The organism is Rhodococcus sp. SG20037 (assembly GCF_031763325.1).
In the GTDB taxonomy this organism is placed as follows: Bacteria; Actinomycetota; Actinomycetes; order Mycobacteriales; family Mycobacteriaceae; genus Rhodococcus_F; species Rhodococcus_F qingshengii.
Map to the genome: position 1 here is coordinate 2168925 of NZ_CP134497.1, position 23051 is coordinate 2191975.

The 23051-nt window shown below is 62.2% G+C and carries 20 protein-coding genes, 1 pseudogene and 1 riboswitch; of the genes and pseudogenes, 11 read left to right on the plus strand and 10 right to left on the minus strand.

What is annotated here, in order from left to right; translation table 11 throughout:
• Nucleotides 1–44: 44 nt before the first annotated feature.
• The 4 genes from RHP72_RS10025 to RHP72_RS10040 all read right to left on the minus strand — a co-directional run bounded on the left by RHP72_RS10025 (nucleotide 45) and on the right by RHP72_RS10040 (nucleotide 5152).
• Nucleotides 45–2039 carry an SDR family oxidoreductase gene (locus RHP72_RS10025; RefSeq protein ID WP_311094627.1) on the minus strand — a complete coding sequence of 665 codons (1995 nt, stop codon included), beginning with the start codon at nucleotides 2037–2039 and terminating at the stop codon, nucleotides 45–47.
• 50 nt (nucleotides 2040–2089) lie between these two features.
• Nucleotides 2090–2212, minus strand: coding sequence for a hypothetical protein (locus RHP72_RS10030; protein ID WP_003940840.1), 123 nt, complete (start codon nucleotides 2210–2212; stop codon nucleotides 2090–2092).
• Between the two features lie 284 nt (nucleotides 2213–2496).
• Nucleotides 2497–2964 carry a hypothetical protein gene (locus RHP72_RS10035; RefSeq protein WP_277376827.1) on the minus strand — a complete coding sequence of 156 codons (468 nt, stop codon included), beginning with the start codon at nucleotides 2962–2964 and terminating at the stop codon, nucleotides 2497–2499.
• Nucleotides 2965–3031: 67 nt separating this feature from the next.
• The gene (locus tag RHP72_RS10040; protein ID WP_311094628.1) at nucleotides 3032–5152 is read right to left on the minus strand and encodes an MMPL family transporter; all 2121 of its coding nucleotides are present in this window, start codon (nucleotides 5150–5152) and stop codon (nucleotides 3032–3034) included.
• A 71-nt stretch (nucleotides 5153–5223) separates the two neighbouring features.
• A riboswitch (cobalamin riboswitch) is annotated at nucleotides 5224–5370 on the plus strand.
• 115 nt (nucleotides 5371–5485) lie between these two features.
• Here RHP72_RS10040 and RHP72_RS10045 point away from each other — a divergent pair.
• From RHP72_RS10045 to RHP72_RS10055, 3 genes and pseudogenes are all read left to right on the plus strand, one after another.
• Nucleotides 5486–6154: pseudogene (locus tag RHP72_RS10045) on the plus strand (ABC transporter substrate-binding protein); the annotation flags it as partial.
• Nucleotides 6154–6870 carry an ABC transporter ATP-binding protein gene (locus tag RHP72_RS10050; protein ID WP_202426923.1) on the plus strand — a complete coding sequence of 239 codons (717 nt, stop codon included), beginning with the start codon at nucleotides 6154–6156 and terminating at the stop codon, nucleotides 6868–6870. The pseudogene RHP72_RS10045 and the gene RHP72_RS10050, both read left to right, overlap by 1 nt.
• Nucleotides 6867–7637 carry a (2Fe-2S)-binding protein gene (locus RHP72_RS10055; protein ID WP_003940787.1) on the plus strand — a complete coding sequence of 257 codons (771 nt, stop codon included), beginning with the start codon at nucleotides 6867–6869 and terminating at the stop codon, nucleotides 7635–7637. The genes RHP72_RS10050 and RHP72_RS10055 overlap by 4 nt, the downstream gene beginning before the upstream one ends.
• Before the next feature lie 31 nt (nucleotides 7638–7668).
• Here RHP72_RS10055 and phoA read toward each other — a convergent pair whose 3' ends face one another.
• Nucleotides 7669–9201, minus strand: coding sequence for an alkaline phosphatase (phoA, locus tag RHP72_RS10060; RefSeq protein ID WP_003940796.1), 1533 nt, complete (start codon nucleotides 9199–9201; stop codon nucleotides 7669–7671).
• A gap of 268 nt (nucleotides 9202–9469) precedes the next feature.
• Between phoA and RHP72_RS10065 the strand changes: the two genes are divergently transcribed.
• The 4 genes from RHP72_RS10065 to RHP72_RS10080 all read left to right on the plus strand — a co-directional run bounded on the left by RHP72_RS10065 (nucleotide 9470) and on the right by RHP72_RS10080 (nucleotide 15188).
• Complete coding sequence (locus RHP72_RS10065) at nucleotides 9470–12757, plus strand: error-prone DNA polymerase (RefSeq protein WP_007727426.1); 3288 nt, start codon at nucleotides 9470–9472, stop codon at nucleotides 12755–12757.
• 234 nt (nucleotides 12758–12991) lie between these two features.
• Nucleotides 12992–13339, plus strand: a complete 348-nt coding sequence (locus tag RHP72_RS10070; protein WP_007727425.1) for a hypothetical protein — start codon at nucleotides 12992–12994, stop codon at nucleotides 13337–13339.
• Nucleotides 13340–13353: 14 nt separating this feature from the next.
• Nucleotides 13354–14124 (plus strand): glucose 1-dehydrogenase, encoded by a 771-nt coding sequence (locus RHP72_RS10075; protein WP_003940866.1) that lies wholly within the window; start codon nucleotides 13354–13356, stop codon nucleotides 14122–14124.
• Between the two features lie 56 nt (nucleotides 14125–14180).
• Nucleotides 14181–15188 (plus strand): NAD(P)-dependent alcohol dehydrogenase, encoded by a 1008-nt coding sequence (locus RHP72_RS10080; RefSeq protein WP_311094631.1) that lies wholly within the window; start codon nucleotides 14181–14183, stop codon nucleotides 15186–15188.
• On the opposite strand, the gene RHP72_RS10085 is transcribed toward RHP72_RS10080, so the two are convergent.
• Together RHP72_RS10085 and RHP72_RS10090 are read right to left on the minus strand one after the other, a co-directional pair.
• Complete coding sequence (locus RHP72_RS10085) at nucleotides 15175–16065, minus strand: dienelactone hydrolase family protein (protein ID WP_007727417.1); 891 nt, start codon at nucleotides 16063–16065, stop codon at nucleotides 15175–15177. The two genes, RHP72_RS10080 and RHP72_RS10085, sit on opposite strands and share 14 nt — an antisense overlap.
• A gap of 33 nt (nucleotides 16066–16098) precedes the next feature.
• Nucleotides 16099–16938 carry a CPBP family intramembrane glutamic endopeptidase gene (locus tag RHP72_RS10090; protein ID WP_311094632.1) on the minus strand — a complete coding sequence of 280 codons (840 nt, stop codon included), beginning with the start codon at nucleotides 16936–16938 and terminating at the stop codon, nucleotides 16099–16101.
• Nucleotides 16939–17023: 85 nt separating this feature from the next.
• On the opposite strand from RHP72_RS10090, the gene RHP72_RS10095 reads away from it, so the two are divergent.
• A complete protein-coding gene (locus RHP72_RS10095; protein WP_003940684.1) occupies nucleotides 17024–17332 on the plus strand; it encodes a rhodanese-like domain-containing protein in 309 nt (102 codons plus the stop codon).
• A 47-nt stretch (nucleotides 17333–17379) separates the two neighbouring features.
• On the opposite strand, the gene RHP72_RS10100 is transcribed toward RHP72_RS10095, so the two are convergent.
• Together RHP72_RS10100 and RHP72_RS10105 are read right to left on the minus strand one after the other, a co-directional pair.
• Entirely contained in the window at nucleotides 17380–18021 is a 642-nt protein-coding gene (locus RHP72_RS10100; RefSeq protein WP_003940771.1) for a dihydrofolate reductase family protein, read from the minus strand.
• A gap of 74 nt (nucleotides 18022–18095) precedes the next feature.
• A complete protein-coding gene (locus tag RHP72_RS10105) occupies nucleotides 18096–19181 on the minus strand; it encodes a TDT family transporter (RefSeq protein ID WP_042449826.1) in 1086 nt (361 codons plus the stop codon).
• Nucleotides 19182–19272: 91 nt separating this feature from the next.
• Here RHP72_RS10105 and RHP72_RS10110 point away from each other — a divergent pair, with 91 nt between their 5' ends.
• Nucleotides 19273–20184, plus strand: a complete 912-nt coding sequence (locus tag RHP72_RS10110; RefSeq protein WP_030535095.1) for a LysR family transcriptional regulator — start codon at nucleotides 19273–19275, stop codon at nucleotides 20182–20184.
• Nucleotides 20185–20196: 12 nt separating this feature from the next.
• Here the strand turns inward: RHP72_RS10110 and RHP72_RS10115 are convergent, their stop codons facing one another.
• Complete coding sequence (locus tag RHP72_RS10115) at nucleotides 20197–20877, minus strand: TetR/AcrR family transcriptional regulator (RefSeq protein WP_007727412.1); 681 nt, start codon at nucleotides 20875–20877, stop codon at nucleotides 20197–20199.
• A 73-nt stretch (nucleotides 20878–20950) separates the two neighbouring features.
• Here RHP72_RS10115 and RHP72_RS10120 point away from each other — a divergent pair, with 73 nt between their 5' ends.
• On the plus strand, nucleotides 20951–22087 hold the full coding sequence (locus tag RHP72_RS10120; protein WP_311094633.1) for an NAD(P)/FAD-dependent oxidoreductase: 1137 nt from the start codon (nucleotides 20951–20953) through the stop codon (nucleotides 22085–22087).
• Between the two features lie 7 nt (nucleotides 22088–22094).
• Nucleotides 22095–22928, plus strand: coding sequence for a DUF3626 domain-containing protein (locus tag RHP72_RS10125; protein WP_075832783.1), 834 nt, complete (start codon nucleotides 22095–22097; stop codon nucleotides 22926–22928).
• Nucleotides 22929–23051: the final 123 nt, after the last annotated feature.

Sequence of the window (23051 nt, forward strand, 5' to 3'; positions counted from 1 at the left end):
CGTTCCTCTTGCCGAAACGCTCCGAGACGAAGTCACACCACCGGTCACCAGTGCGTACCGGGCACGAGTCGGGCGGCACGACGGCCGAGTTTGCGGATGCGCGAGCGCGAGTGGTGCTGTCGCGTCGGTGTTGCCGGAGCGTCTGCCGGAGTTTCCTTGTCTACCTGACCCTTTGCCGCCGGAGAATCGGGGAAGGCCTGGTACATCTGGTTGAGAATTCGGTCCTTGGTGTGCGGTGCGAACAGGGTTCCCAGATCACCCAGGGTTCCCAGTGGTACGTCGATGCGTTTGGGGCGGTCGATCAGCGCGCGGATCACCATTGCCGCAGCCTTTTCCGGGCTGGTGATCGGGCCGTTGTTGTATTCGCCGGTCGGAGCGATCATCGGTGTTTCGACCAGCGGCATGTGGATGGTCGTGAAAGTGATTCCGTCCGCCAGGGTTTCAGAGGCGGCTACGTCCGAGAAACCGTCGAGGGCGGCCTTGCTCGCCACGTAGGCCGAGAATCTAGGCGTTGCCGCCTGGACTCCCGCGCTGCTGATGTTCACGATGTGGCCGAAGCGGCGAGAACGCATGGTCGGTAACAAGGCGAGCACCAATCGGACAGCGCCGAAGTAGTTCACGGCCATCGTTCGTTCGTAGTCGTGGAAACGATCAGTGGAGTGGTAAATGCCGCGCCGGATGGATCGGCCGGCGTTGTTTACCAACATATCTACGTGATCGTGTTCTGTCAGAATGCTTTTGATCGTGTGCTGGACCGATTCGTCGTCCGTGATGTCGCAGGGATAACCGAATGCCTTGCCCCCGGCTGATCGAATCTCCTGTACTGCGGCATCGAGTTCGTCGGTGCGGCGTGCGATCAGGAGAACGGTGGCGCCCTTCTGAGCGGCGGCAATGGCCGATGCCTTGCCGATTCCGGAAGAGCCTCCGGTGATCAGAACGATCCGACCCACGAGTGGTCCTTCGGGACTGTTACGTCGTGCGCGATTGGGATCGAGGTTTGCGCGCCAGTACTTCCACAACACAGTGGAGTACGACCCGAACTCGGGGACCGCCAGTCCTGATCCGGCCAGGGCGGCAACGGTTCTCGCGGAGGTGAATGTCGGCGCCATCGTCATGTTGTCGAGTAATGCTGCAGGCATGCCGATGCGATCGAGGAAGACCTTCCGCGCCGATTCTGCCGAATCCATCGGCAATGGCGAGACAAAGGGTTTGGCGATCACGCCCGGCAGGCTGAGTGCGGGCCGGGGCGCTCCGGCGGCCTTGGCGAGTCCGGCATAGATTTCGCGTACCGGTTGAGGTTTCGGATTCACGAGATGGAATGCTTCGCCGTCGTGGCCGGGCGCGTGCATCAATTCGACGAGGGCGGCGGCTACGTAATCGACGGGCACCACATTGGTTGCACCGAGGTTGGGGATCGGGACGGGGAGTGCTGCAGGTAGTTTCGCGAGTAGCGCCAGTCCTGGAAACAAGTAGTACGGACCGTCGATCTTGTCCATCTCCCCGGTGACGGAGTTGCCGACCACGGCAGACGGTCGATAAACACGCCAGGTGAGGCCTTCTCGTTCTCGAACGAGCTTCTCGGCCTCGAACTTGGTTCGGTGGTACGGAGTGGGAAAGCCTTGACCGCAATCGAAATCGGTTTCGCTGAAGGTTCCCGGGTAGTCGCCCGCAACTGCGACTGATGACACGTGATGAAGGGTGGCTCCCAGCTGTGCGGCAAGGTCGGCCACGGAGCGTGTGCCCTCGACATTCGTCGAAGCCTGCTCGTCTCCGGCGGTGATGTCGTAGATCGCGCCGAGGTGAAGGACGTGGTCGGCAGGCGGGGGAGAGTCGATGCCCAGCCCCGGCTCGGTCAGATCTCCAATGAGTGGATGCACGCGATCGCCGCCGGGAATTGCCGACACCTGTTCTTCGAGTTTGGCTACAGAACCGGCTCTGACCAGCACATGGATCTGAGCAGTTTGATCACGCTCGAGCAGGAGTGGCAGTGCAGCTCGTCCGAGGAATCCGGTACCGCCAGTGACGATGTAAGTGGCCATAGTCGGTAACTTACTCCAAAGTAAGATCAGCGGCTAGAGGGAAACGAACATCAGTGCGTCATGACACCGTCCTCGGCGTCGAAGTCGATGCCCGCGGAGATGATTCCGGAGAACAAGAACGCGACGGCAAGCGCAAGAGCGGGGATTGCAAGGATCCATTCGAAAATTGTCATGCTCCAAGTCTGACGAAATCAGCTTCGGAGAACATCGCCCTGCGGAGCGATTTAGACGATCGGGCAGTCATCCTCGAGGACGACTGCCCGATCAGGGAAATCCACTAGGTCTGTTGCTGAAGAGTTTCGGGCGCAGTGGGGTGCGCGCTCGTCCTTGCGTCGCGTGACGTGATTTCGGATGAGATGTGGGCGGCCGTTGTTCCGAGGGTGTGAAGGCCATGCGCCGTCCGCCAGTAGACCGGCGCACCATCGTCGAGGCGATGGCGTGGACAGGCCGGCAAACCCTAGGCCGGTTCAGCGCCCGACAAGTCCTCGACCGCATACGGAGTCGTTCCTTCGAACAGAACACCGATCCCGAAAGGATCGGCCATCTCGAGCTTTGACTCAGCGAACCGCAGCAGCCAGGTTCCGTCAGCCCAGATCACCGCCTCAGGTTCGCCGAACAGTGACTCCGTGGCGTCCAACTCCACGAGTTCGGAGTGGCGGAGGCCGAACTGTGGCCCACGCAGCTGTTGACGCAGGTAATCGGCGGCGACTTCGGCAAACTCACCGAACCGGGCCATCACGGTCGCAGCGAGCTCACACACCGCAGACTCCGGCACGGTGGCCGGCTCGATAACCAGACTCACCGGCCTGGAGTCACCGACCCCCTGGACATCGATGCTCGATGTCCAGCACGCCAACGAATCGTCCGAGTCGACACGCGAAAACACTGCTGAGCCGACCACAACACTCTCAGGTAAGTCATCCACGACCCCTAGTCAAACACGGCTCTCCGCAGGATCCCAGGGACTCTTCAGCGACATGATCCAGTCGCGATCAGTGGCCGATGCCGACCTTCGCGTGAACCTTTTTCATCCACACAGGAGCCCACCAGTTCGCTTCGCCCATCAACTTCACGAGCGAGGGCACGAGCAACATGCGGATGATGGTCGCGTCGACGATCAGCGCGACGATCATGCCGACGCCCAGGAACTTCATCACTGACAGCCCTGACATTGCGAAGGCCCCCGTCACCACTATCAGGAGTAAGGCGGCAGCCGTCACGATGCGGCCGGTGCGCTCGGTTCCGAACTTGACCGCTTCCTCTGTCGTCGCTCCCGCGTTCTTGGCCTCGACCATCCGTGACATCAGGAAAACCTCGTAGTCCGTGGACAATCCGAACACCACCGCCAGGATGAGCACGACAAACGTCGCCTCCAGCGGAGTTTGACTGACCCCGAGGAGTTCGACGCCGTGTCCGTCCTGGAAGACGAAGGTGAGGACACCGAAGGTGGTCGCGAGACTCAGGGCTGCCATCAGCACCGCCTTGATCGGCAGCACCACCGAACCGAACGCGAGGAACAACAGGATCAGGGTGGATCCGACCATGATGAGGATCATCACCGGTAGCCAGTGCAGGACGGCGTTGTTGCCGTCGTCGACCATGGCTTGACCGCCGCCGACAAGCAGCACCGTTCCGTCGGGAGCGGAGATTGCACGCAGATCTGTCACTGCGGCGCTCTGTGATTGGGGTGTAGAGCCCTCGCTGTAGAGAGCCTGAACCGCGACGAGTTGATTGGTGCTCGCGACGACGGTCGCCTGACCGATGCCCTCGACTTGACCGGCGGACTCGGCGATCGCTGCACCTTCGGCCGGGGTGAGAGTGTTCCCGTCCTCGGCCTGAAGGATCATCGTTGCGCCGCTTCCGGTTTGCGGGAAGTCGTTGACCAACGTGTCCATTGCGACGCGAGCGGGGTCGTTGTCCGGTAGTGCGGTGTACGAGAGCTCTCCCAGCCGGGCGCCGAGCAGCGGCGAGGCCATCACGAGCAGCACAGCCACGATTGTCACCGAGACTGCGACCGGACGCTTCATCACCCACGTGACGACGCGGCCCCAGAACTTGCGCGAGCGCTCCTCGCCGCGTTGCGCCGCATCCTTGCGCCATGTCAGGGCGTTGATGCGATGCCCCAGAATGGCAAGTAGCGCAGGCACAGCGGTCAGCGACAGGACGGCCGCGCTCAATACCGCAGCGATCGCGCCGAAGCCCAGAGACCGGATGACGGCCTGGGGGAAAACGAGCATGCCGCTGAACGCACAGATCAGCAGTAGACCCGAGAACATGACGGTGCGACCCGCCGTCAGAACTGTCCGCTGAGCAGCCGCTCCCGGGTTCGAGCCCGAATTCAGTTCTTCACGGAACCGACCGACCACGAACAGTCCGTAGTCGATGGCCAGTCCCAACCCGAGAAGAGAAGCGACGTTGATCGAGAACGAGGACACATCGGTGATCAGCGTGAGGATTCGCAGAACCGCCAAAGCACTCAGGACACTGAGTACACCCACGAACACGGGCACGGCAGCAGCGACGATGCCGCCGAAGATGAAGACCAACAGCACCAGAGTGATCGGAATGGCGATGGCTTCGGCGACCACCAGGTCCTTCTCGAGCTTGGTGTTGAATGCGACGCCGACGACGGTGTTACCCGCGAATTGTGCCTCGGCACCTTCGACTTCGAGCTTCGGCAGGAGATCGGCGAAAGTGGCGGGCGTGACGCCCGAGTCCGGTGCCAACGTGATCGCAACGGCCGCCATGGATCCGTCGTTCGAGAGCAGGCTGGCCTTCGCTGCGGCGTCTGTTCCCCAATACGATTTCACCGAAGCGGTCGGCACTTCGGTTTTGAACTGGTCGACGGCGGCTGTCACTGCCGGCCCGATGTCGTCCAGAGTCTTGCCGTCCGTGGGCGAGTAGATCGCGATGATGTCCGGGGTCTGCGGTCCGAGATTGTCTTCGATGATGTCGGCGACCTTCGCGGAGTCGCTGCCCGGATCGATGAAGCCGCCCTGGCTGAGCTTGCCGAACACTCCGAGTCCCCACACCCCACTGATGAGAACTATCAGAACCGCGAGGCTCAGTACCCACCATTTCCGGGCGACGACGGTTTGGGCCCAGCGTGTCATGTATCAACTCCGGTGTGTGGGGGCGTCTGGCCAGATCGACTGTAGTGGGCGTTTGGTCTTGAATCGGAAACGTCATGCATACTGCTCGAAGCACTTGCAAGCCACGCGTGTGGGGGAAGCCGGTCCGAATCCGGCGCTGACCCGCAACGGTAGGTCGATTCTCGGTAGTCACCGAGTGTCGGCAAGCCCGATTACCCGCCGCGCGGTGTGCGACATCCATTCGTCGTGGTCTACGAAAAGGAAGTCCAGCAGGAGCTCTGGCCGAGGATCAGCGTGCGGGCGGAGTTGTCTGTCGGATTCTCATTCGTGGCTCAGAGCCCTTACGAGGTCCCCGTGTCACTTCAGTTCTCCCCGTCCCGCGCCGCCGCTGTTCTCATCGCGGTCGCCTTGGTTTCGGCAGGTTGTTCCAAAGGCGAAGCGGCTGGTGGTTCTTCAACCACCGAATCCTTTACGCAGCCGGTTTCCATCACGAACTGCGATCGAGAAGTAACATTCGATTCGCCACCCCAGCGGATCATCACCATGAACGATCACGTCACCGAAGTACTCATCGAGATGGGCGTCGGTGACCGGATCGTCGGGATGGGATACGGCGACAGCACACCCACCCCCGAGACCGCCGAGCAGTTCGCGAAGATCACCAACCTCGCCAAGGAATACCCGACCACCGAGCAGATTCTCGATCTCGATCCCGATTTTGTCGTCGGAGGTATGAGCAGCGCCTTTCAAGAGAAGGAAGGCCGTTCGCGGGACCTGTTCGCCGAACGCGGAATCAACACGTTCCTGTTCTCCGAGTACTGCGGCCAGGGATTCCCCGACATCTCGATGCTGGAAAACGACTACGAGCAGTTGGGGAGAATCCTCGGCGTCGAAGGTGAAGCAGCCGAGGTCACCGATCAGGTAACGCAAGGGCTCGATGCGGTGAAGGCGGCAGTCGGAGATGCACCGCCGGTGCCGACATTCTTCTATGACGGCGGCAAGGACGTTCCGACGACGATCGGTTGCGCGGCATCACTTTCGCAGTCAAGTCCGGTGAAATATTGGGCTTGGTCGGGCCGAACGGCAGTGGCAAGACGACGGCGCTGCGCTGCTGCTACAACGCTTTGACGCCGACAGGTGGCGCAGTTCTGATCGATCAAGTCGACTCGACGACGCTCTCGCGTAAGGACATCGCCCGAACTGTCTCGGCAAGTGTTCAGGAACCTACTGTCTCGGCAGGACTTTCGGTTCGTGAATCGATCGCGCTCGGACGAACTCCGCACCGCAGCTGGTTGGACCGAAGCACGGAGCGCGATACCGCCATCGTGGACCGGTGCATCGAGCAGGTCGGTTTGGTCGAGCTTGCCGGACGAGACGTATCGACCCTGTCGGGTGGTGAGCGGCAACGTGTCTCGATAGCTCGCGCATTGGCTCAGGAGCCCAAGGTTCTGTTGTTGGACGAGCCGACCAATCATCTCGATCTTCGTCACCAGTTGATCGTAATGGAACTGCTTACCGAACTTGCGTCGGCGGGGCTCGCAGTTGTGGTCACGATGCACGATCTACGGTTGGCGGTCGAGTACTGCGACAACCTTGCCGTGCTCACCGAAGGTGAACTCCGCGCGTGTGGGTCTACGGTCGAGGTGTTGGACGAGCCGTTGTTGGCCGAGGTTTTCGGCATCAGGGCGCGAGTCGAACGCGGAGTACGTCCGCGGATGGAGATATTGGGGCTGGCATGACGGAATCGGTGGCCGGGATCTACGCCCGTATGGCAGTAGCTGTGCCGTTCTTCGACAACCTGAGCGCGTATCCGGATACGGTGCCCGCGGTGTTGATGACCGACCCCCAGTGGTTGGCAGCACGTGTCGCCGATACGGCAGAGCGATGGGGGAGTGCGGACAGTCGAGTGAACGGCACGTTGTGGTGGTACTCGGCCAGCTCGACGCTGACCGGCATTCCGATCGGAACCGGGATGGTCACCGGGTTCGCGGCCGATCCATCGTTGGACGGTGGGCGGATCTTCTTGCGTGACAACGGCTATCTGGGCGGTTTTGCTGCCGGATCGGTCATTCCGATCTCGCGGAGTGTGGCGGAGTTGGGCCACGCGATGTTCCGCTCGCTCAATCCCGTGATCGAGGTACTCGCCGAGGTGTCCGGCGTTCGGCAGCAGGCGCTGTGGGCGATCACAACGGACTCCATCGCCAATCGCAGCCTCGATGCCGCCGGTAATGCGCGGGAGCGCGGAAGTGCATTTGCGGCCGGTCTGATCGAAGTTCTCCGCGGTGAGAACCCGGGCATTCCCGTCCCGCGTTTCGTGGACGTGGATCGCAGAGAATCTGCTGTGCGCGTAAGTAATCCATTGACGCCGGTGGCGTTCGGGCGACGCAGATTCACGCAGCGGGCGTCGTGCTGCCTGATCTACGAGGTACCCGGTGAAGGCAAATGCACCAGTTGCCCGAAGCGCGCACCCGAAGATCGGGTGCGCGCCTTGGCCGCTCTGGTGTGACTGTGGGTGGGCGGATTCAGGTGTTATCGGATCAGTGAGCTGCGACCTTGGAACGGTCGAGTCCCAGCGCGTCGGTCATCGTGAAGAACAGGTCGGTCTGGTCCGTGAGACCGCTGACGTTGGCCGCATGCGGGCCGAAAGCTGCTACGCGCAACTGAGTTCCGGTGTGTCCTTCGGACTCGACGGCCGGATCCTCGGACGTTCCGTAGCTGATCGTCATCTCCGAGCCGTCCTTGGTGGTCAGCTTGCGGGTCAGGCCGGGGTAGACGATTTCCTGGGCGCGCTCGACCGGGATGTTCTGGTCCTTGGCGATGGTGGCGATGTCGTCGGCGCTGACATTGGTGACGATCTGGCTGGTGTGAGCGTGGTCGGCTGTGACGATGACCAGGGTTTCTCCGTCGGTCTTCGCGAATTCGAGTGCCTTCTGCACAGCTTCGTCGAGGTCGACGGTTTCACCGATCTGACCGCATGCGTTGGCTGCGTGATCCTGCTTGTCGATCGAGGCACCTTCGACCTGGAGGAAGAATCCGTTGTCGTTGACCTTCAGTAGGTCGATGGCCTTCTGAGTCATGTCCGCGAGCTTGGGCACGTCGGAGGTTCGCTTGGGGTTGTCGACGCAGGTTTCGGCGGGTTGCAGGTAACCGTCACGGGTGGCGACTGAGCCTTCCCAGCGGACGGGCATGTTGCCGTCGGCGAACAAGCCGAGCACGGGTGCATCCTGATCGGCCTTGCCGACCTCGTTCATCTCGGCGGCGTTCTTCACCAGCTGGTAGCCACGGGCGGCGGCCTGCTCATTGAGTGTCTTGCCCTGCCAGTCACCGGCTTTCGCAGTCTCGGCGAAGGACTTGGCGCCGCCGGCAAAGGTGACGTCGGCGCGGGTGTCGAGGAGCTGTTCGCTGATCGATCCCTTGCCGCCGTTCTCGAGGGCGTTCTCCGGGCAGGACTTGGACGTCGCCTCCGGTCCGTAGCACTTGCGGCCACTGACGTGCGCGACCTGCACTGCGGGGGTGGCGTCCTGCACCTCGGCGGTGGAGACGTTGCCGGTGGCCTTGCCGTTCGCCTTGGCGATCTCGAGGACGGTCGACTGGGCCTGCCCCTTGATGTCGACCGAAATCGCGCCGTTGTAGGTCTTGGTGCCGGTGGACCATGCCGATCCGCTGGCTGCGGAGTCGGTGACGTAGTCGGGCTTGCCGTCCTTGGTCAGTGCGTAGTGCGTGTACTGGCCGGTGATCGGCAGGGCGTCGAGGCCGGGGAAGCTGCCCGCAGCGCCTTCGGCGTAGTTGCGTGCGGCGGTGATCTCCGAGTCGCCCATGCCGTCCCCGATCAGGAGGATGACGTTCTTCGCGCCGGAGGCATTGACGGCGTCGCGCACTGCGGCCGACTGATCACCGTCGATGCGACGAGCGCCACCGTTCGAGGACAGTTCGCCGGTCGCGGCGCGATCGACGGTCGCGCCGTTCGAGCCGGTGGCCTCGTCGGCGCTGCTGCTGCAGCCGGCAGCGGCCAGAACGGCGACGGCGCCGGCGACGGCCGTCAACCTACGTGTGTTGCGCGAGAACGACATACGAGTAGTACTCCTGGAAACAGTATGGATGGAGATTATGAACGCCGCTAATGATCTGGGGCGAAAGTGAACGGAGTGCAGACATGCGTACATCTGAATGTGACGAGACGGTGAGGGTTGAGATTCGCTCTGTTGACTGTGGGTGAGTGACCTGTCAGACTGAATCTGCATCGAACATCAGTTCGATGCATGTGGTGCGTCTTCCCTTTCGGCATCCTCGAGCAGTCGGTCGTCCCTGACGGCCGACTCGATCAGGTGCGAGGTCAGTGTGGGTTGGGGAAATGGGCCGCCGACGTGGTCCGAGATGGAACGGGTGCTTTCCGGACGACCCGGCCGTGTGGAACATGAGGATTTGTTTCCGGGCGATGGAAGCGACAGCCCCGCCTGGTCAAGAAAGCGCGGCGAGTACCACGCGGGCGAGCTCACCCGTGGTGCCGGTGTAATTCCTTACGCAGAACTGCACGCTCACTCGGCCTTCAGTTTCCTCGACGGTGCATCACCGCCGGAAGAGCTGGTCGAGGAAGCAGTGCGTCTCGGGCTCGAAGCTATCGCCGTCACCGATCACGACGGCTTCTACGGCGTGGTGAGGTTTGCGGAAGCCGCACGTGAATGGGGAATGCGCACCGTGTTCGGGGCCGAGTTGTCTCTGGATTCGGTACCCAGAACCGGCACGGCAGATCCCGGTGGAACGCACCTCCTGGTACTTGCCCGTGGGCAGGAAGGGTATCGCCGGCTCTCGCGGGAGATCGCTGCCGCGCATCTGGCGGGCGGCGAGAAGGGCAAACTGCAGTACGACTACGACGTATTGACCGAAGCGGCCGGTGGCCACTGGCAGATCCTGACCGGGTGCCGGAAAGGTCATGTGCGGCAAGCCTTGACGTCGGGTGGTCGCGAAGCAGCGGCGGATGCCTTGGGGGATCTGGTCGAGCGTTTCGGGGCGGAGCGAGTGTCGGTGGAACTCACTCATCATGGGTTGGCGGAGGACGACGAGCGCAATGCCGTTCTGGCCGAATTGGCGAGAGAGCATGGACTACGTACGGTGGCGACCACCGCCGCGCACTTCGCCGCTCCTCCGCGTCGACGCCTCGCCATGGCAATGGCGGCTGTGCGGTCGCGTCAAAGCTTGGACGAGGCAGCAGGATGGTTGGCCCCTACCGGCGGAGCGCACCTGCGGTCCGGCGCGGAGATGGCGGCACTGTTCTCGCTCTATCCCGAGGCTGTCAGTGGTGCCGCCGATCTTGGTCGTGAGTGCGCTTTCGATCTCAAGCTCATCGCGCCCAAATTGCCACCGTTCGACGTGCCAGCCGGGCATACCGAGGCGTCGTGGTTGCGTGAGCTCACCATGGTGGGGGCGCTGGAACGCTACGGACCGCCGGAAGGTGCACCGAAGGCATACGAACAGCTCGAACATGAACTTGCCATCATCGAGGGATTGAACTTTCCCGGATATTTCCTGGTGGTGCATGACATCGTGTCGTTCTGCAAGAACAACGACATCCTCTGTCAGGGAAGAGGTTCCGCTGCGAACTCGGCGGTGTGTTACGCGATCGGCATCACCAATGTCGATCCGGTTCGCAACAAACTGCTGTTCGAGAGGTTTCTTGCGCCTGAACGTGACGGCCCGCCGGACATCGACGTTGACATCGAGTCCGACCGCCGGGAAGAGGCGATCCAGCACGTGTACGCGAAGTACGGGCGTACGTATGCCGCGCAGGTAGCCAATGTCATCACCTATCGAGGAAAGTCGTCGGTGCGGGACATGGCTCGGGCGCTGGGCTTTTCGCAGGGCCAGCAAGATGCGTGGAGTAAGCAGGTCGGCCGGTGGGGTGGTATCGACAAGAATGCCGATACCGATATTCCGCGTCCGGTACTCGAACTGGCGGCGCAGATCGAAGGCTATCCGCGGCACCTCGGTATCCACTCCGGCGGCATGGTCATCTGCGATCGTCCCATCGCCGACGTCTGCCCGGTGGAGTGGGCGCGGATGGCCAATCGCAGTGTCCTGCAATGGGACAAGGACGATTGCGCTGCCGCTGGGCTGGTCAAATTCGATCTGCTCGGCCTCGGCATGCTCTCCGCTTTGCACTACATGATGGATCTGGTGGCCGAACACAAAGGCATCACGGTCGATCTGGCGCAACTCGATCTGTCGGAAACAGCGGTGTACGAGATGCTGCAGCGGGCAGATTCGGTGGGGGTGTTCCAAGTGGAATCACGTGCGCAGATGGCGACACTGCCGCGTCTGAAGCCTCGAAACTTCTACGACCTGGTAGTCGAGGTCGCGCTCATCCGTCCGGGGCCGATTCAAGGCGGATCAGTGCATCCGTACATTCGTCGGCGCAACAAACTCGAACCTGTGTCCTACGACCATCCGTCGCTCGAGAAGGCACTCGAACGCACGTTGGGGGTTCCGCTGTTCCAGGAACAGTTGATGCAGATGGCCGTCGACGTTGCGGGCTTCACGCCGTCCGAGGCCGATCAATTGCGTCGGGCAATGGGATCGAAACGCTCCACCGAGAAGATGGAACAACTGCGCGCGAGGTTCTATCAGGGCATGCGAGACCTACACGGCATCGGTGACGAGGTTGCCGACCGGATCTACGAAAAGCTGTATGCATTCGCTAATTTCGGTTTCCCGGAAAGCCATTCACAGAGTTTTGCCGCGCTGGTCTTCTACTCCTCGTGGTTCAAACTTCATCATCCCGCTGCGTTCTGCGCCGGACTTCTGCGCGCGCAGCCCATGGGTTTCTACTCGCCGCAGTCCTTGGTTGCCGATGCGCGCCGGCACGGAGTGCAGGTACACGGTGCAGACATCAATGTCAGCCTCGCGCATGCCACCGTCGAGGCAGGTGGATTCGAGGTTCGGCTGGGGCTGGGGGAAGTGCGCAACATCGGCGATGCACTCGCCGAGAAAATTGTCGAACAGCGCGACCTCGGTGGACCGTTCACGTCGTTTCTCGATCTGACCGGGCGGGTGGAACTGACTACCGCACAAGCTGAATCGCTGGCGACCGCCGGTGCGCTAGCCAGCTTCGGTATCTCGCGTAGAGAAGCGCTGTGGGCAGCGGGCGCTGCGGCGGGGGAGCGCCCCGACCGCTTGCCCGGTATCGGTGCGTCGGTCACAGCTCCCACCTTGCCCGGCATGAGCGACGTCGAATTGGCGGCGGCGGATGTCTGGGCGACAGGAGTATCTCCCGACACGTACCCGACACAATTCCTCCGCCCACAGCTCGACGCGCTCGGCGTGGTGCCGGCGTCGAGACTTCTCGACATCCCGGACGGTGACCGTGTGCTGGTGGGGGGAGCAGTCACACACCGGCAGCGTCCGGCCACAGCTGCGGGCGTCACGTTCATCAACCTCGAGGACGAAACCGGCATGGTCAACGTCGTGTGTTCGGTGGGGTTGTGGGCAAAGTACCGAAAATTGGCAAATACGGCGCCGGCGTTGCTTATTCGAGGGAAGGTGCAGAATGCAGAAGGCGCTGTCACCGTCGTGGCAGACCGGATGCAGCTGATGGATCTGCGAGTCACGGCCAAATCGCGAGACTTCCGTTAACGCCTGATTCTGGCCACCGTGTTAGTGCCGAGAGACAGTTTTGTGCCGAGAGGACAAATGTGGAGCTCAACTCTGACCTCCGAGCATATGGTGCGGGTCACATTTGCTCCCTAGGGTTGTCGCTTGAGCGCGATCGATTCACCACACGCAGCCGCGGTCAGTTGCCTTGCGCGTGAATATCGTCGCCTTCCAAACGCGCTGAACCAAAAGCACTTCGAGTCGAAGAGGAACTTCATGAGCACAGCGATTCTCGTCGCACACGTACACCCCGCCGATCCGTCTTCGGAGGATGCGTTCAACCGCTGGTACGACGACGTGCATATTCCGCAGGTCGTCGAACGAGTGCCCGGAGTTGTCTCCGCCTCCAGATTCTTCCTGGCGGATGTGCAGTTGCTGCCCGAGGATGCATTGCCCGCGCGCCGCTACCTGAGCATCTATCAACTCGACACGGAAGATCTCGCGGGCACCGCGCAGGCGTTGGGAAGTGCTTTGGGCGACGGAACTCTCGACATGTCCGAGGCCATCGCGACCACCGGCGACACCGGACCCGAATTGCTTTTCTACGTCCCGACCGAGAATTGAAGGGGAACGCTGACATGTCCGATCTTCTCGCGAACAAAGTTGCAATTGTCACCGGCGCAGGTGCCGGAATCGGCGCCGCCATTGCCCGGGCGTTCGGGGCGGAGGGCGCGAGGGTCGTGGTCTCCGACATCAACGGTGGCGCAGCACAGGCAGTGGCGGACTCGATCGACGGAGCTATCGCTGTCACAACTGATGTCACCGACGAACAGCAGGTCAAGGATCTCGTCGCCAGAGCGGTCGAAGAGTTCGGCGGACTGAACGTCGTAGTACCCAACGCCGGTATCGCCACCACGACCCCGCTGATCGAGACCTCGTTCGAGGACTGGCGGAAAGTGATGTCGGTCAACCTCGATGGAGTGTTCTTGACAGTGCGTCATTCGCTGCCCGCTCTCGTCGCATCCGGTGGCGGTTCGATCGTGAACATCTCGTCGATCTCGTCGACCACCGGCTCGCCTTTGATCGGCAGCTATGCCGCAGCCAAAGCAGCAGTTCGCAATCTCACCGAAACCCTGTCAGCCGAACTTCGCTTCCACGGAATCCGCGCGAATGCATTGCTGCCCGGATTCATCGATACCGACCTGGTCAAGAGTCACCAGCAGGATTTCGAGAATGCCCTCGGCCTCGAGTCCGGGGGATTCGACGACTTGATGGTCACGAAGCAGACGCGCTATGGCCGGACCGAGGAAGTTGCCGCCGCCGCAGTGTTCTTTGCGAGCGACCAGTCGTCGTGGTGCAACGGCAGCAGCCTGGTTCTCGACGGAGGGTTCACCGCTTCTCTCCTCTGAGCAGCAGAACCCTTTCCGAACGTCACCCGATCACCATTCGTGCGAGGATCCACACCATGACCAACCGCGCCGTGTACGTACTCCCGCCTGGAGGATTGAACAACCTCGAATCGAGGACGATCGAGACCCCGGGCCCGGGTGCGGGTGAGGTGACGATCGCGATCCACGCGAATTCGCTCAACCACCATGACTACCTCGTGGCGACCGGAGAGATAGCAACCGACGGTCCGCGGATCCTGTTGTCCGATGCTGCCGGGGAGGTCGTTGCGGTCGGAGACGGCGTAACGCAGTTCAGCGTCGGAGATCGCGTGATGAGCACCTATTTGCCGCATTGGCGGAGCGGCACACCGGATTTCGACGGATTCGGAAATTCGCCGGGTGACGGTGTCGACGGGTTCGCCCGCGACACCGTCACCGTGCCGGTATCTGCTGTGACAGTGATGCCGCGAAACTACACCTACGAGGAAGCCGCTACCTTGCCCACCGCAGGTTTGTCAGCGTGGCGCGCACTATTTGCCGGAGTCCCGATCATCCCAGGGTCGTCGGTGTTGATCCCTGGGACCAGCACGGTGGCGCTGTTTGCCGTCCAGCTGGCCAAAGCTGTTGGAGCTCAGGTGATCGCAACGTCGTCGGCCCCCGACAAGATGGCACGATTGGTCGAGCTCGGTGCCGATCACGTGGTCAACTACCGTGAGCGCCCGGACTGGGGTTCGGAAGCGATGCGGCTCAGCGGCGGGATCGACCTCGTCCTCGACGTCGGCGGGCCGTCCACCCTCGGCCAATCTCTGGCGGCAGTCCGACCAGGCGGGCGAATCTGCGCGCTTGGCATCATGAACGGCCCCTCGTCGTCGATCGACCTGACTTCGCTACTGACCAAACAGGTCACCATCGAAGGTGTTCTGGTGGGCAGTCGTGCACATCAGGAGGAGATGGTCGCTGGGCTGGAGAGCCTGGCGCTTCGTCCCGTCATAGATTCTTCCTTCAGCCTCGACCGCCTCGCTGACGCTTTCGAGCAGCAGAAATCCGTGCAGGCCTACGGCAAGATCGTCATCACAAACCCTTGATCGCTTGCCGGTCCCAACGGGGATCGGTGAGGATTTCCGCCGAGTCGCCGACAAATGCACGTGCGGCAGTCTGGTCGCCGCTCAGGGTGAATCTCAGCCACGCGGTGAGGTAGCCCCGGAATCCTTCGCCATCTGCGGCCCAATTGTGGCCGACGCCAAGCAGTCTGCCGCGGACCGCCGGTCCGGCGGTTTTGTCGAAGTACTCAGCTTGCGGATCGGCGGTGGAGACCGGGTCGTCGGCGCCGGTCATGAAGAACGTCGGTCCGGTCAACTGGGCCACGTCGATCACGTCGACAGGTCGCGAGGCCCACCACGGGTCAGGCAAATCGAGTACCGCCGTGGCGGTGATCAGATTCGCGGACTGGGTTGCCGCGTTGATCGCGCCACCGGCGCCCTGGGAGTGTCCGACCGAGGCAATGTTGTCGGTGTCGATCCGCTGGTGAAAAATGCTCTCAGCGTTGGTGTTCTGATCGACGACGTACTGGGCAGCCCCCAAGATCTCCGTCCCGTCGCCGGTGACGCTGCTGTCGGCCACCACAACGACAAAACCCCAAGAAGCGAGATGCTGCAGGAGCGCTTCGTACTCTTCGTAAGTCGCATAGCTGCCGTTGCCGAAGGTGACGACGGGATGCCGATTGCCATCAGACGACAAGCCGGCTGGGTAGAACAGTTGGTACCCGGGAACTGAATCGGCAGCCACTTCATGCGCACCCTTGGCTGCATACAGATCGCTGATCGATTCCGACGCGATGGATTCGGTGGTCGCGACTTCGGGAGTTGTCGGAACCCCCGCGGTGGCATGAGTGACGGCACCGGAGAGTGCCAGCAGACACGATGCAGTCACGACGGCGAACGAGTACGTGGTTCGAGAAGGCATGGGCACAAGTATGTCTTGTACGGTCGCGGTCGGTCAGGCCGAGACGGGTGTGTGCCGATCTTCGCCGATTCGATCTCGAATGAGGAAGACGGCGATCACCCCGAAGACGACCAAGAGGACCGTCAGTAGAGAGGTGATGGCGGCGGCGCCGCTCACTTCCGTGGTCACCGAAGTGTCCAGCCCGCCGGTCGAGAGAATTGTGGTGGGGTCGGTGAGGCCGTGTAACACGATTGCGGCCCAGATCGTGCCCGTCACACGCATTGTCAGGTACATGCACATACCGAAACCGAAGGTGTAGACCACGGTGACCAGAACGGTTGACGCCTTCATCCCGGCGATGAGGTTGACGGTGTGCATGAGTGCAAACACCAGTGAAGACACGACGGCGACAAAGCGTTCCCGGTGGCCGGCGTCGCGCAACATCTTCACTGCCAGGCCACGGGTGGCCAATTCCTCGGTCAGGCCGACGCACGCACCGAGCACCAGCAGGGCGATTACCTCGCCGGTGGTCCAGGCGCTCCAATCGGTTCCCGCCAGATGCGCAACAATGGCGGCGACCACGATGATCGGACCGATCCACATCCAACCCCGCCCACGAATGGGTTGTGGGCCGAAGACGCCGCGCAGCCAGCCGACCTTTGTCGTGAAAACCAGCAGGGCGATCCCGCCGATCGCGATGGGCAATGCGACGCCGAGGAGGATGCTGGAGGCGCTTGCCACGACATTGTCCGTGTCGATCTGGTCTGCAAAAACCCTGGAGGTAACCTGCCCGACAGCAAGATAGAACGCCAGGTAGACGACGATCAGCAGGAGCACTTTCCATACGGTGGGGCGACTCCAAAAACTGGACTTTTCGGGAACCGTATTGGTCATTGTCAGATCGTAAAGGGAGCTGCACGAAAACGCGCGGGTACCGTCTATTCGGACAGCAGCGAACACGAAGGCAGGCGCAGAAGAAATGTTGGAAGTCGATTTGAATGCACTGGACACGGCTTTGGCAGCGGGTGAGCCGTTGATCGACGTCCGTGAGGCCGACGAGTTCGCTCAGGTCCGAGTTCCCGGTGCGACGCTCATTCCGCTCAGCGAATTCGTCTCTCGCGTGGGTGAAATTCCGGACGCGGAAACGGTGTACATCATCTGCGCCGTCGGTGGTCGGAGCTTGCAAGCCGCTGAGTATCTGCAGGCTCGCGGCATCAATGCCGTTTCGGTGGCCGGTGGAACGATGGCGTGGTACCAGTCGGGGCGCCAGGTCGAGACCGGCGAATAGTGCGTAACTGTTGGGGCAGCTCCCGTTTACGGAGCTGCCCCAACACGTCACTTCCGCCAGAACAGGTGGTGCGTCACGCCGCTCGGGCTCGGCACAACGTCGAGGTTGAAGCGGTCGAGTAACTCGTCAGGTGTCTCCCACAGTCGTAGACCGGATCCGAATTCGATCGGGGAGACAGCGATGTGCATCGTGTCGACCAGATCGGCGTCGAGGAATTCACGGATAGTGCTGACTCCGCCGCCGAGTCGAACGTCCTTGCCCTGCGCTGCCTCACGTGCCTGCGCGAGGGCCGTCGCGGGGTCGGCGTCGACGAAGTGGAATGTCGTGTCCGATAGCGTGAACGACGGCCGCACGTGGTGGGTCAAGACAAAAACCGGGGTGTGGAACGGTGGCTCGTCGCCCCACCAGCCCTGCCACTCGAGATTCTCCCAAGGGCCGCGGTAGGGTGAGAATTTGTTGCGGCCCATGATTTCGGCGCCGATGTTGTTGGAGAAGTCCCGCGTGAAATAGTCGTCGAGGCCTCGGCTGCCGCCGGGATCGGTGCGATTGGGCCAGCTGGCCGTAGCTCCTGCCCACGCAAACATTTCACCGTGGTCCAGGCCGAACGGGCTCTCGAAGCTCTGGTCCGGACCGCAGGCTATTCCGTCACTGGAAACGCCGAAATTCTGCACTCGCAATAACTGACTCACCGTGTACTCCTGCTCTCGACAATGGTCTACGTGAGTACAGACCGTACGGCGAGCCAAAACTCATCGGTGCGAATTCATGCAGCCGCCGGTAGAACTCCACTGCGGATCGACCGGACGGTCCTGACCGCGACGGTTGCCCAGATGGGGATCAGTACGGTCAGCAGGGCAAGTGCGATTCCCAGGATCAGGGTGGAACCGGTGGCGACTCCGAAGGCATTCGCTCCGACGGCACATGCTCCGATGGGGAAGGTGAAGCTCCACCAGCCGAGCGAGAAGTCCAAGCCGCGGCGCAGTGCGTGGATGGTGACGACGGTGACGGTGACAAACGCGATCACGCCGATGATTCCGACGACGGTTCCGTAGGCGATCCCGAATTCGTGCAGGGTGTCGGCATGCTCGGGGCTGAGTGCATGCCGTGAGGCGGCGGCCAACAGGTTGGATGCCGCGATCGACTGTCCGATCACGCCCAACGGAATCCACAGTGAGGGAATGGCATTGAACGGGATCACGTCGACGCCGGCCGAACGGTTGCGTGCGAACTGCCTGGCGACGGCTACCAGAATGCCGATGGCGGCGGTCAGCGCCAGAGCGAACAGGATGTAGCAGAAAACCAGTACCGCGATGCGTGGAGCGCCTTCGGGCATGTGGGTGCTGACCGCTGCGCCGGTGGTGGCCGAGACCATCGGAGGTACGACGGGCATGAGCCAGAACGGCATTGCCGTCGCCATCCCGGCATCTCGAACGAGTCGAATCATCATCACGACGTAGGTGACCAGGCCGAGTGCCGTGCCGAGTGTCCACAGTGTCAGCGACACGGTGATCGCCACGTCGTGGCCGAGGAAGTCCGGGCCGGTGATGCCGGTTGCGGATCCCACGGTCAGCAGTGCCATTGCGACGGCGCCGTAGAAGGGGAACATCGCGGGGCTGTGCAGGTAGGCGAGGGCCTGACATCGATGTTGTGACCAATGGGTGGCAAATGCTCCGATCAAGGCGCACAGTACGAGAACCGCCAGAACCCAGAAGATCTCGGAGACCAGTTTCAAGCCCTCGATCTCCGGTTCGAGCGAAGCGGCGGCCACCGACACGATTCCCGTTCCCATCGCTGCCGCGAACCAGTTCGGAGTGATGTGGGCGAAGGTGGAACTCGTTGTGGTGGTCATGTATTTCACTGTCGTCTCATCCGGTCCGTACCGGTAGACCGGTTGTTCTTGAATGCCCACAAACTCGCCTTGTGGGTCTAATCTTGGGACTATGTCGTTGTCTCCTCGGGTGCCGGAACTCAGTGCCCTCGACGTCCTCCTTTCCGTAGGGCGTCTGGGCAGCATGGGTGCTGCCGGCCGGGAGCACGGACTCAGTCAGCAGGCGGTCAGCGCCCGGGTGCGTTCGGTCGAACGCCAACTCGGAATCAAGGTGTTCGATCGAGCGGCGACCGGTGTTCGTCCCACCGCCGAGGGCGGTCTGATTCTCGAGTGGGCAAGTCACATCCTCGTCAGTGCCGAGGAAATGGCATCGGGAGTTGCCGCACTTCGCGGTGAACGTGATGCTGCCGTCACGGTTGCCGCCAGCATGACCATCGCCGAGTATCTGGTTCCCGGATGGACGGTCGCGATGCGGCACAAGTTCCCCAACGTCGTGGCGTCGGTGAGCTTGCACAATTCCTCGGACGTCTCTGCTCAAGTTCAGGCCGGCCAGGCCGATATCGGATTTGTCGAAGGGCCGGATGTGCCGTCGGCGCTCGCGTCGTGCGAAGTAGCGCGTGATCACCTCGTCGTGGTTGTGCCGCCGGGACACGACTGGGCGAATGGTGTGCCCGTTCCGGTCGAGGAACTCGCACGCACACCGCTGATTCAGCGAGAATCAGGGTCCGGTACGCGCCTGACGCTCGAGAATGCTGTTCCCGATTGTGTGCCGCCGCTGCTCGAGCTCACCTCGTGTACCGCTGTCAAGGCTGCGGTGGTGGCAGGCAACGCCCCGGCTGTTCTGTCGTCGCTGGCAGTTGCCGCCGACCTGACGGACGGCCGACTGGTCGCGGTCAACGTCGACGGCTTGCGGATGCCGCGTCGACTCCAAGCCGTCTGGGATCCCGATCGCGGATTGCGCGGTGCGGCAAGAGATTTCCTCGATATAGCGCTCGGATCCAACACCGCTGTTCATTCACGCTGACGGCTACGGCCGCTATCGGACGGTGTCGATCCCCGCGAGGATGAGCTCGATGCCTGCCAGAAACTGTTCTCGGTCGTCGTGGTCGCGCAACTGCGCCGTCACCTGATTGAGGAACGGGTACTTCGCAGAGTCGAGTTCTTCCCATCGCGTGGCGACGCCCGCGAGGAAAGCGGACCGATCTGTCTCACGGGGGAGCAGACGGGCGCCCGCGGCGTACTGTCCGGCGAGACCGAGCACGTAGTTCAGGAGCGCGGACGCGCAGTCGAACTGTGCCGATTCGGGAACGCCGAGCGCCTGGAGTTGCTCGCCGAGACTTTCGAAGATCTGCATCACCGCTGATTGCCACGGTTCACGTGAGAGTTGGGTGCCGACCCAGGGGTGGGCGTCGATCGCGTCGAACACGCCGAGGGTGATGGTCCGGATCGCCTCCCGTGGGGCTGCGCCTTCGGTTGCACCGGTTGTCACGCGGGCGATGACGTCGTCGGTCGCCGCGGCGAGCAGTTCGCTCTTGTTGGCAACGTGCCAGTAAATCGCCCCGCTACCTGTTGCCAGGCGTGCGGAGAGCGCGCGAAATGTCAGCGCGGCTTCGCCCTCGTCGTCGAGGATCTCGATCGCAGCCTCGACGATTCGCTCCTTCGAGAGCGCATCCGTACGTCGTTCGGTCCGCTGATTCCTGGTCGCCATGCGAACCATCTTGACATATCTGGAACGCCGTTCCAAGATGTCATTGGAACGACGTTCCAATCGAAGCCTGAAAGGAAACAACATGAGCAACTCGATAACGATCATCGGGGCGGGCCTCGGCGGTCTGACCCTCGCGCGTGTCCTCCACGTTCATGGAATTCCGTCGAAGATCTACGAGGCGGAACTGTCGGCAGAAGCTCGCACGCAGGGCGGCCAACTCGACATCCACGAACACAACGGTCAGGCCGCGCTCGACGCTGCCGGCCTCACCGACGAGTTCCGCGCGATCATCCACGCGGGCGGCGCCGCGTCGCGCGTACTCGATCAACACGCCGCCGTGCTCCTCGACGAACCCGACGACGGCACGGGAGCACGTCCCGAGGTGCTGCGCGGCCACCTCCGTCGAATCCTGATTGATTCCCTTCCGGACTACACGATCGAATGGGGACGCAAAGTCGACACTGTGCGCTCGCTCGGAGATGATCGCCACGAGTTGACCTTCGTCGACGGTTCGACAGTGACCACCGACCTTCTCGTCGGTGCAGACGGTGCCTGGTCGAAGATCCGGCCGCTGCTCTCCGATGCGAAGCCGGAATACGTCGGCACCACGTTCGTCGAGACCTACCTCTACGACGTCGACGAGAAGCATTCGGCTGTAGCCGAAGCCGTCGGGGACGGGGCGATGTACGCGCCCGCACCAGGAAAAGCGATCGCCGCGCATCGAGAGGCGGGAGACATCGTGCACACCTACGTTCAGCTGAACCGTCCGGCGGAGTGGTTTGCCGGTATCGATTTCACCGACGCCGCCGCTGCGACAGCGCGGGTCGCGGCCGAGTTCGACGGTTGGGCAACGGAACTCACGGCGCTGATCACCGATGGCGAAACCGCTCCGATTCCGCGCGCGATCCATGCACTTCCCGACGAGCACCGATGGGATCGAGTGCCTGGGGTGACGCTCCTCGGTGACGCGGCGCACCTGATGGCCCCGTCCGGTGAGGGTGCGAACTTGGCCATGTTCGACGGCGCCGAACTGGGAAAGGCGATCGCCGCGCACCCCGACGACATCGAAGGGGCACTCGCCGAGTACGAAGAAGCGATGTTCGTGCGCAGCGCATCCGAGGCCGCGGACTCGCACGTGATCCTTGATCTCTGCCTCGGTGAAGGCGCACCGTATTCACTGGTCGATTTCTTCACCGGCGCTGCTTCCATATCCGGATAATGGGCGAATGCCTGTTGATTCCACTCCTTGGTCTGCCGCGATTGCGCACGTGAGCGGTCTCTCGAAGGGCGGCCCGTTGGATCGAAATCACCGGGTGACGTTGCACTTTCATCCGGACCTCCCGTCTGAACGTGGTCTGACACTGGCCTCGATCGCACGTCAAGGCACCTATGTGACCCAGTTCGAGTCTCGAACGAGCAACGGCGGACTGACGGCGCATCACGGCGGCGATCGTTGGCGTTGGGAGAGTCGGATATTCGGCGGAGCTTACGACGAGCGAGAGCCCTCGGAACGGCCGAAGTACGGATCGTTGAACTATCGCTCCGATCCCTACGGGGCATCCCCTCGGTTCGGCTCGTCCTACTTCCGGCTTGCCGAGCACACGCTCGACCGCACCACTTTCTGCTTTCCCGACAGCGTCTTCGAGCCTGATCATTTCGGAACGGCCGAAGCGATGAGCTTGGTCGGCGCCGCACGGGCTGCCGAGCTCGACGATCCGCTCGACCACTACATCGAGGCGCACGTTCACGGCGTCGTCGACATCGGGACGGACGTCGAGGCGCTCGTTCTGGATCCGAGTTACCGGGGCACACGGATCGAAGAGATCGCCCACTCGCTCACGTGCCCGGTGCTGTGGCACGAGGGATACGCGGTCGATGTCGACGAGATAGCCGAACATCCCGAATACCGGGGAGCGGCCGTGATCGACCTTGCCCGAGAAATTGCGCACGGCAGGCGGCTGACGCCTGCCGTCCTGGGGCTCGCACGGGGTGCATCCTTCGATCCGCAGGACGTCAAGAAGGTTTGGCACTACATCGCTCGATTCGGCGGCAGAGCGTAGAACTGGGCATTCGCGTACAGCTGCACGTCGACGACCGCTGGTCCCGGGACCGCACATCGGTCCGAAGGTCGCGGTGAGGAAAGAGTGATTGATACGCAACATCGGGCATGAACTCCCGAAACA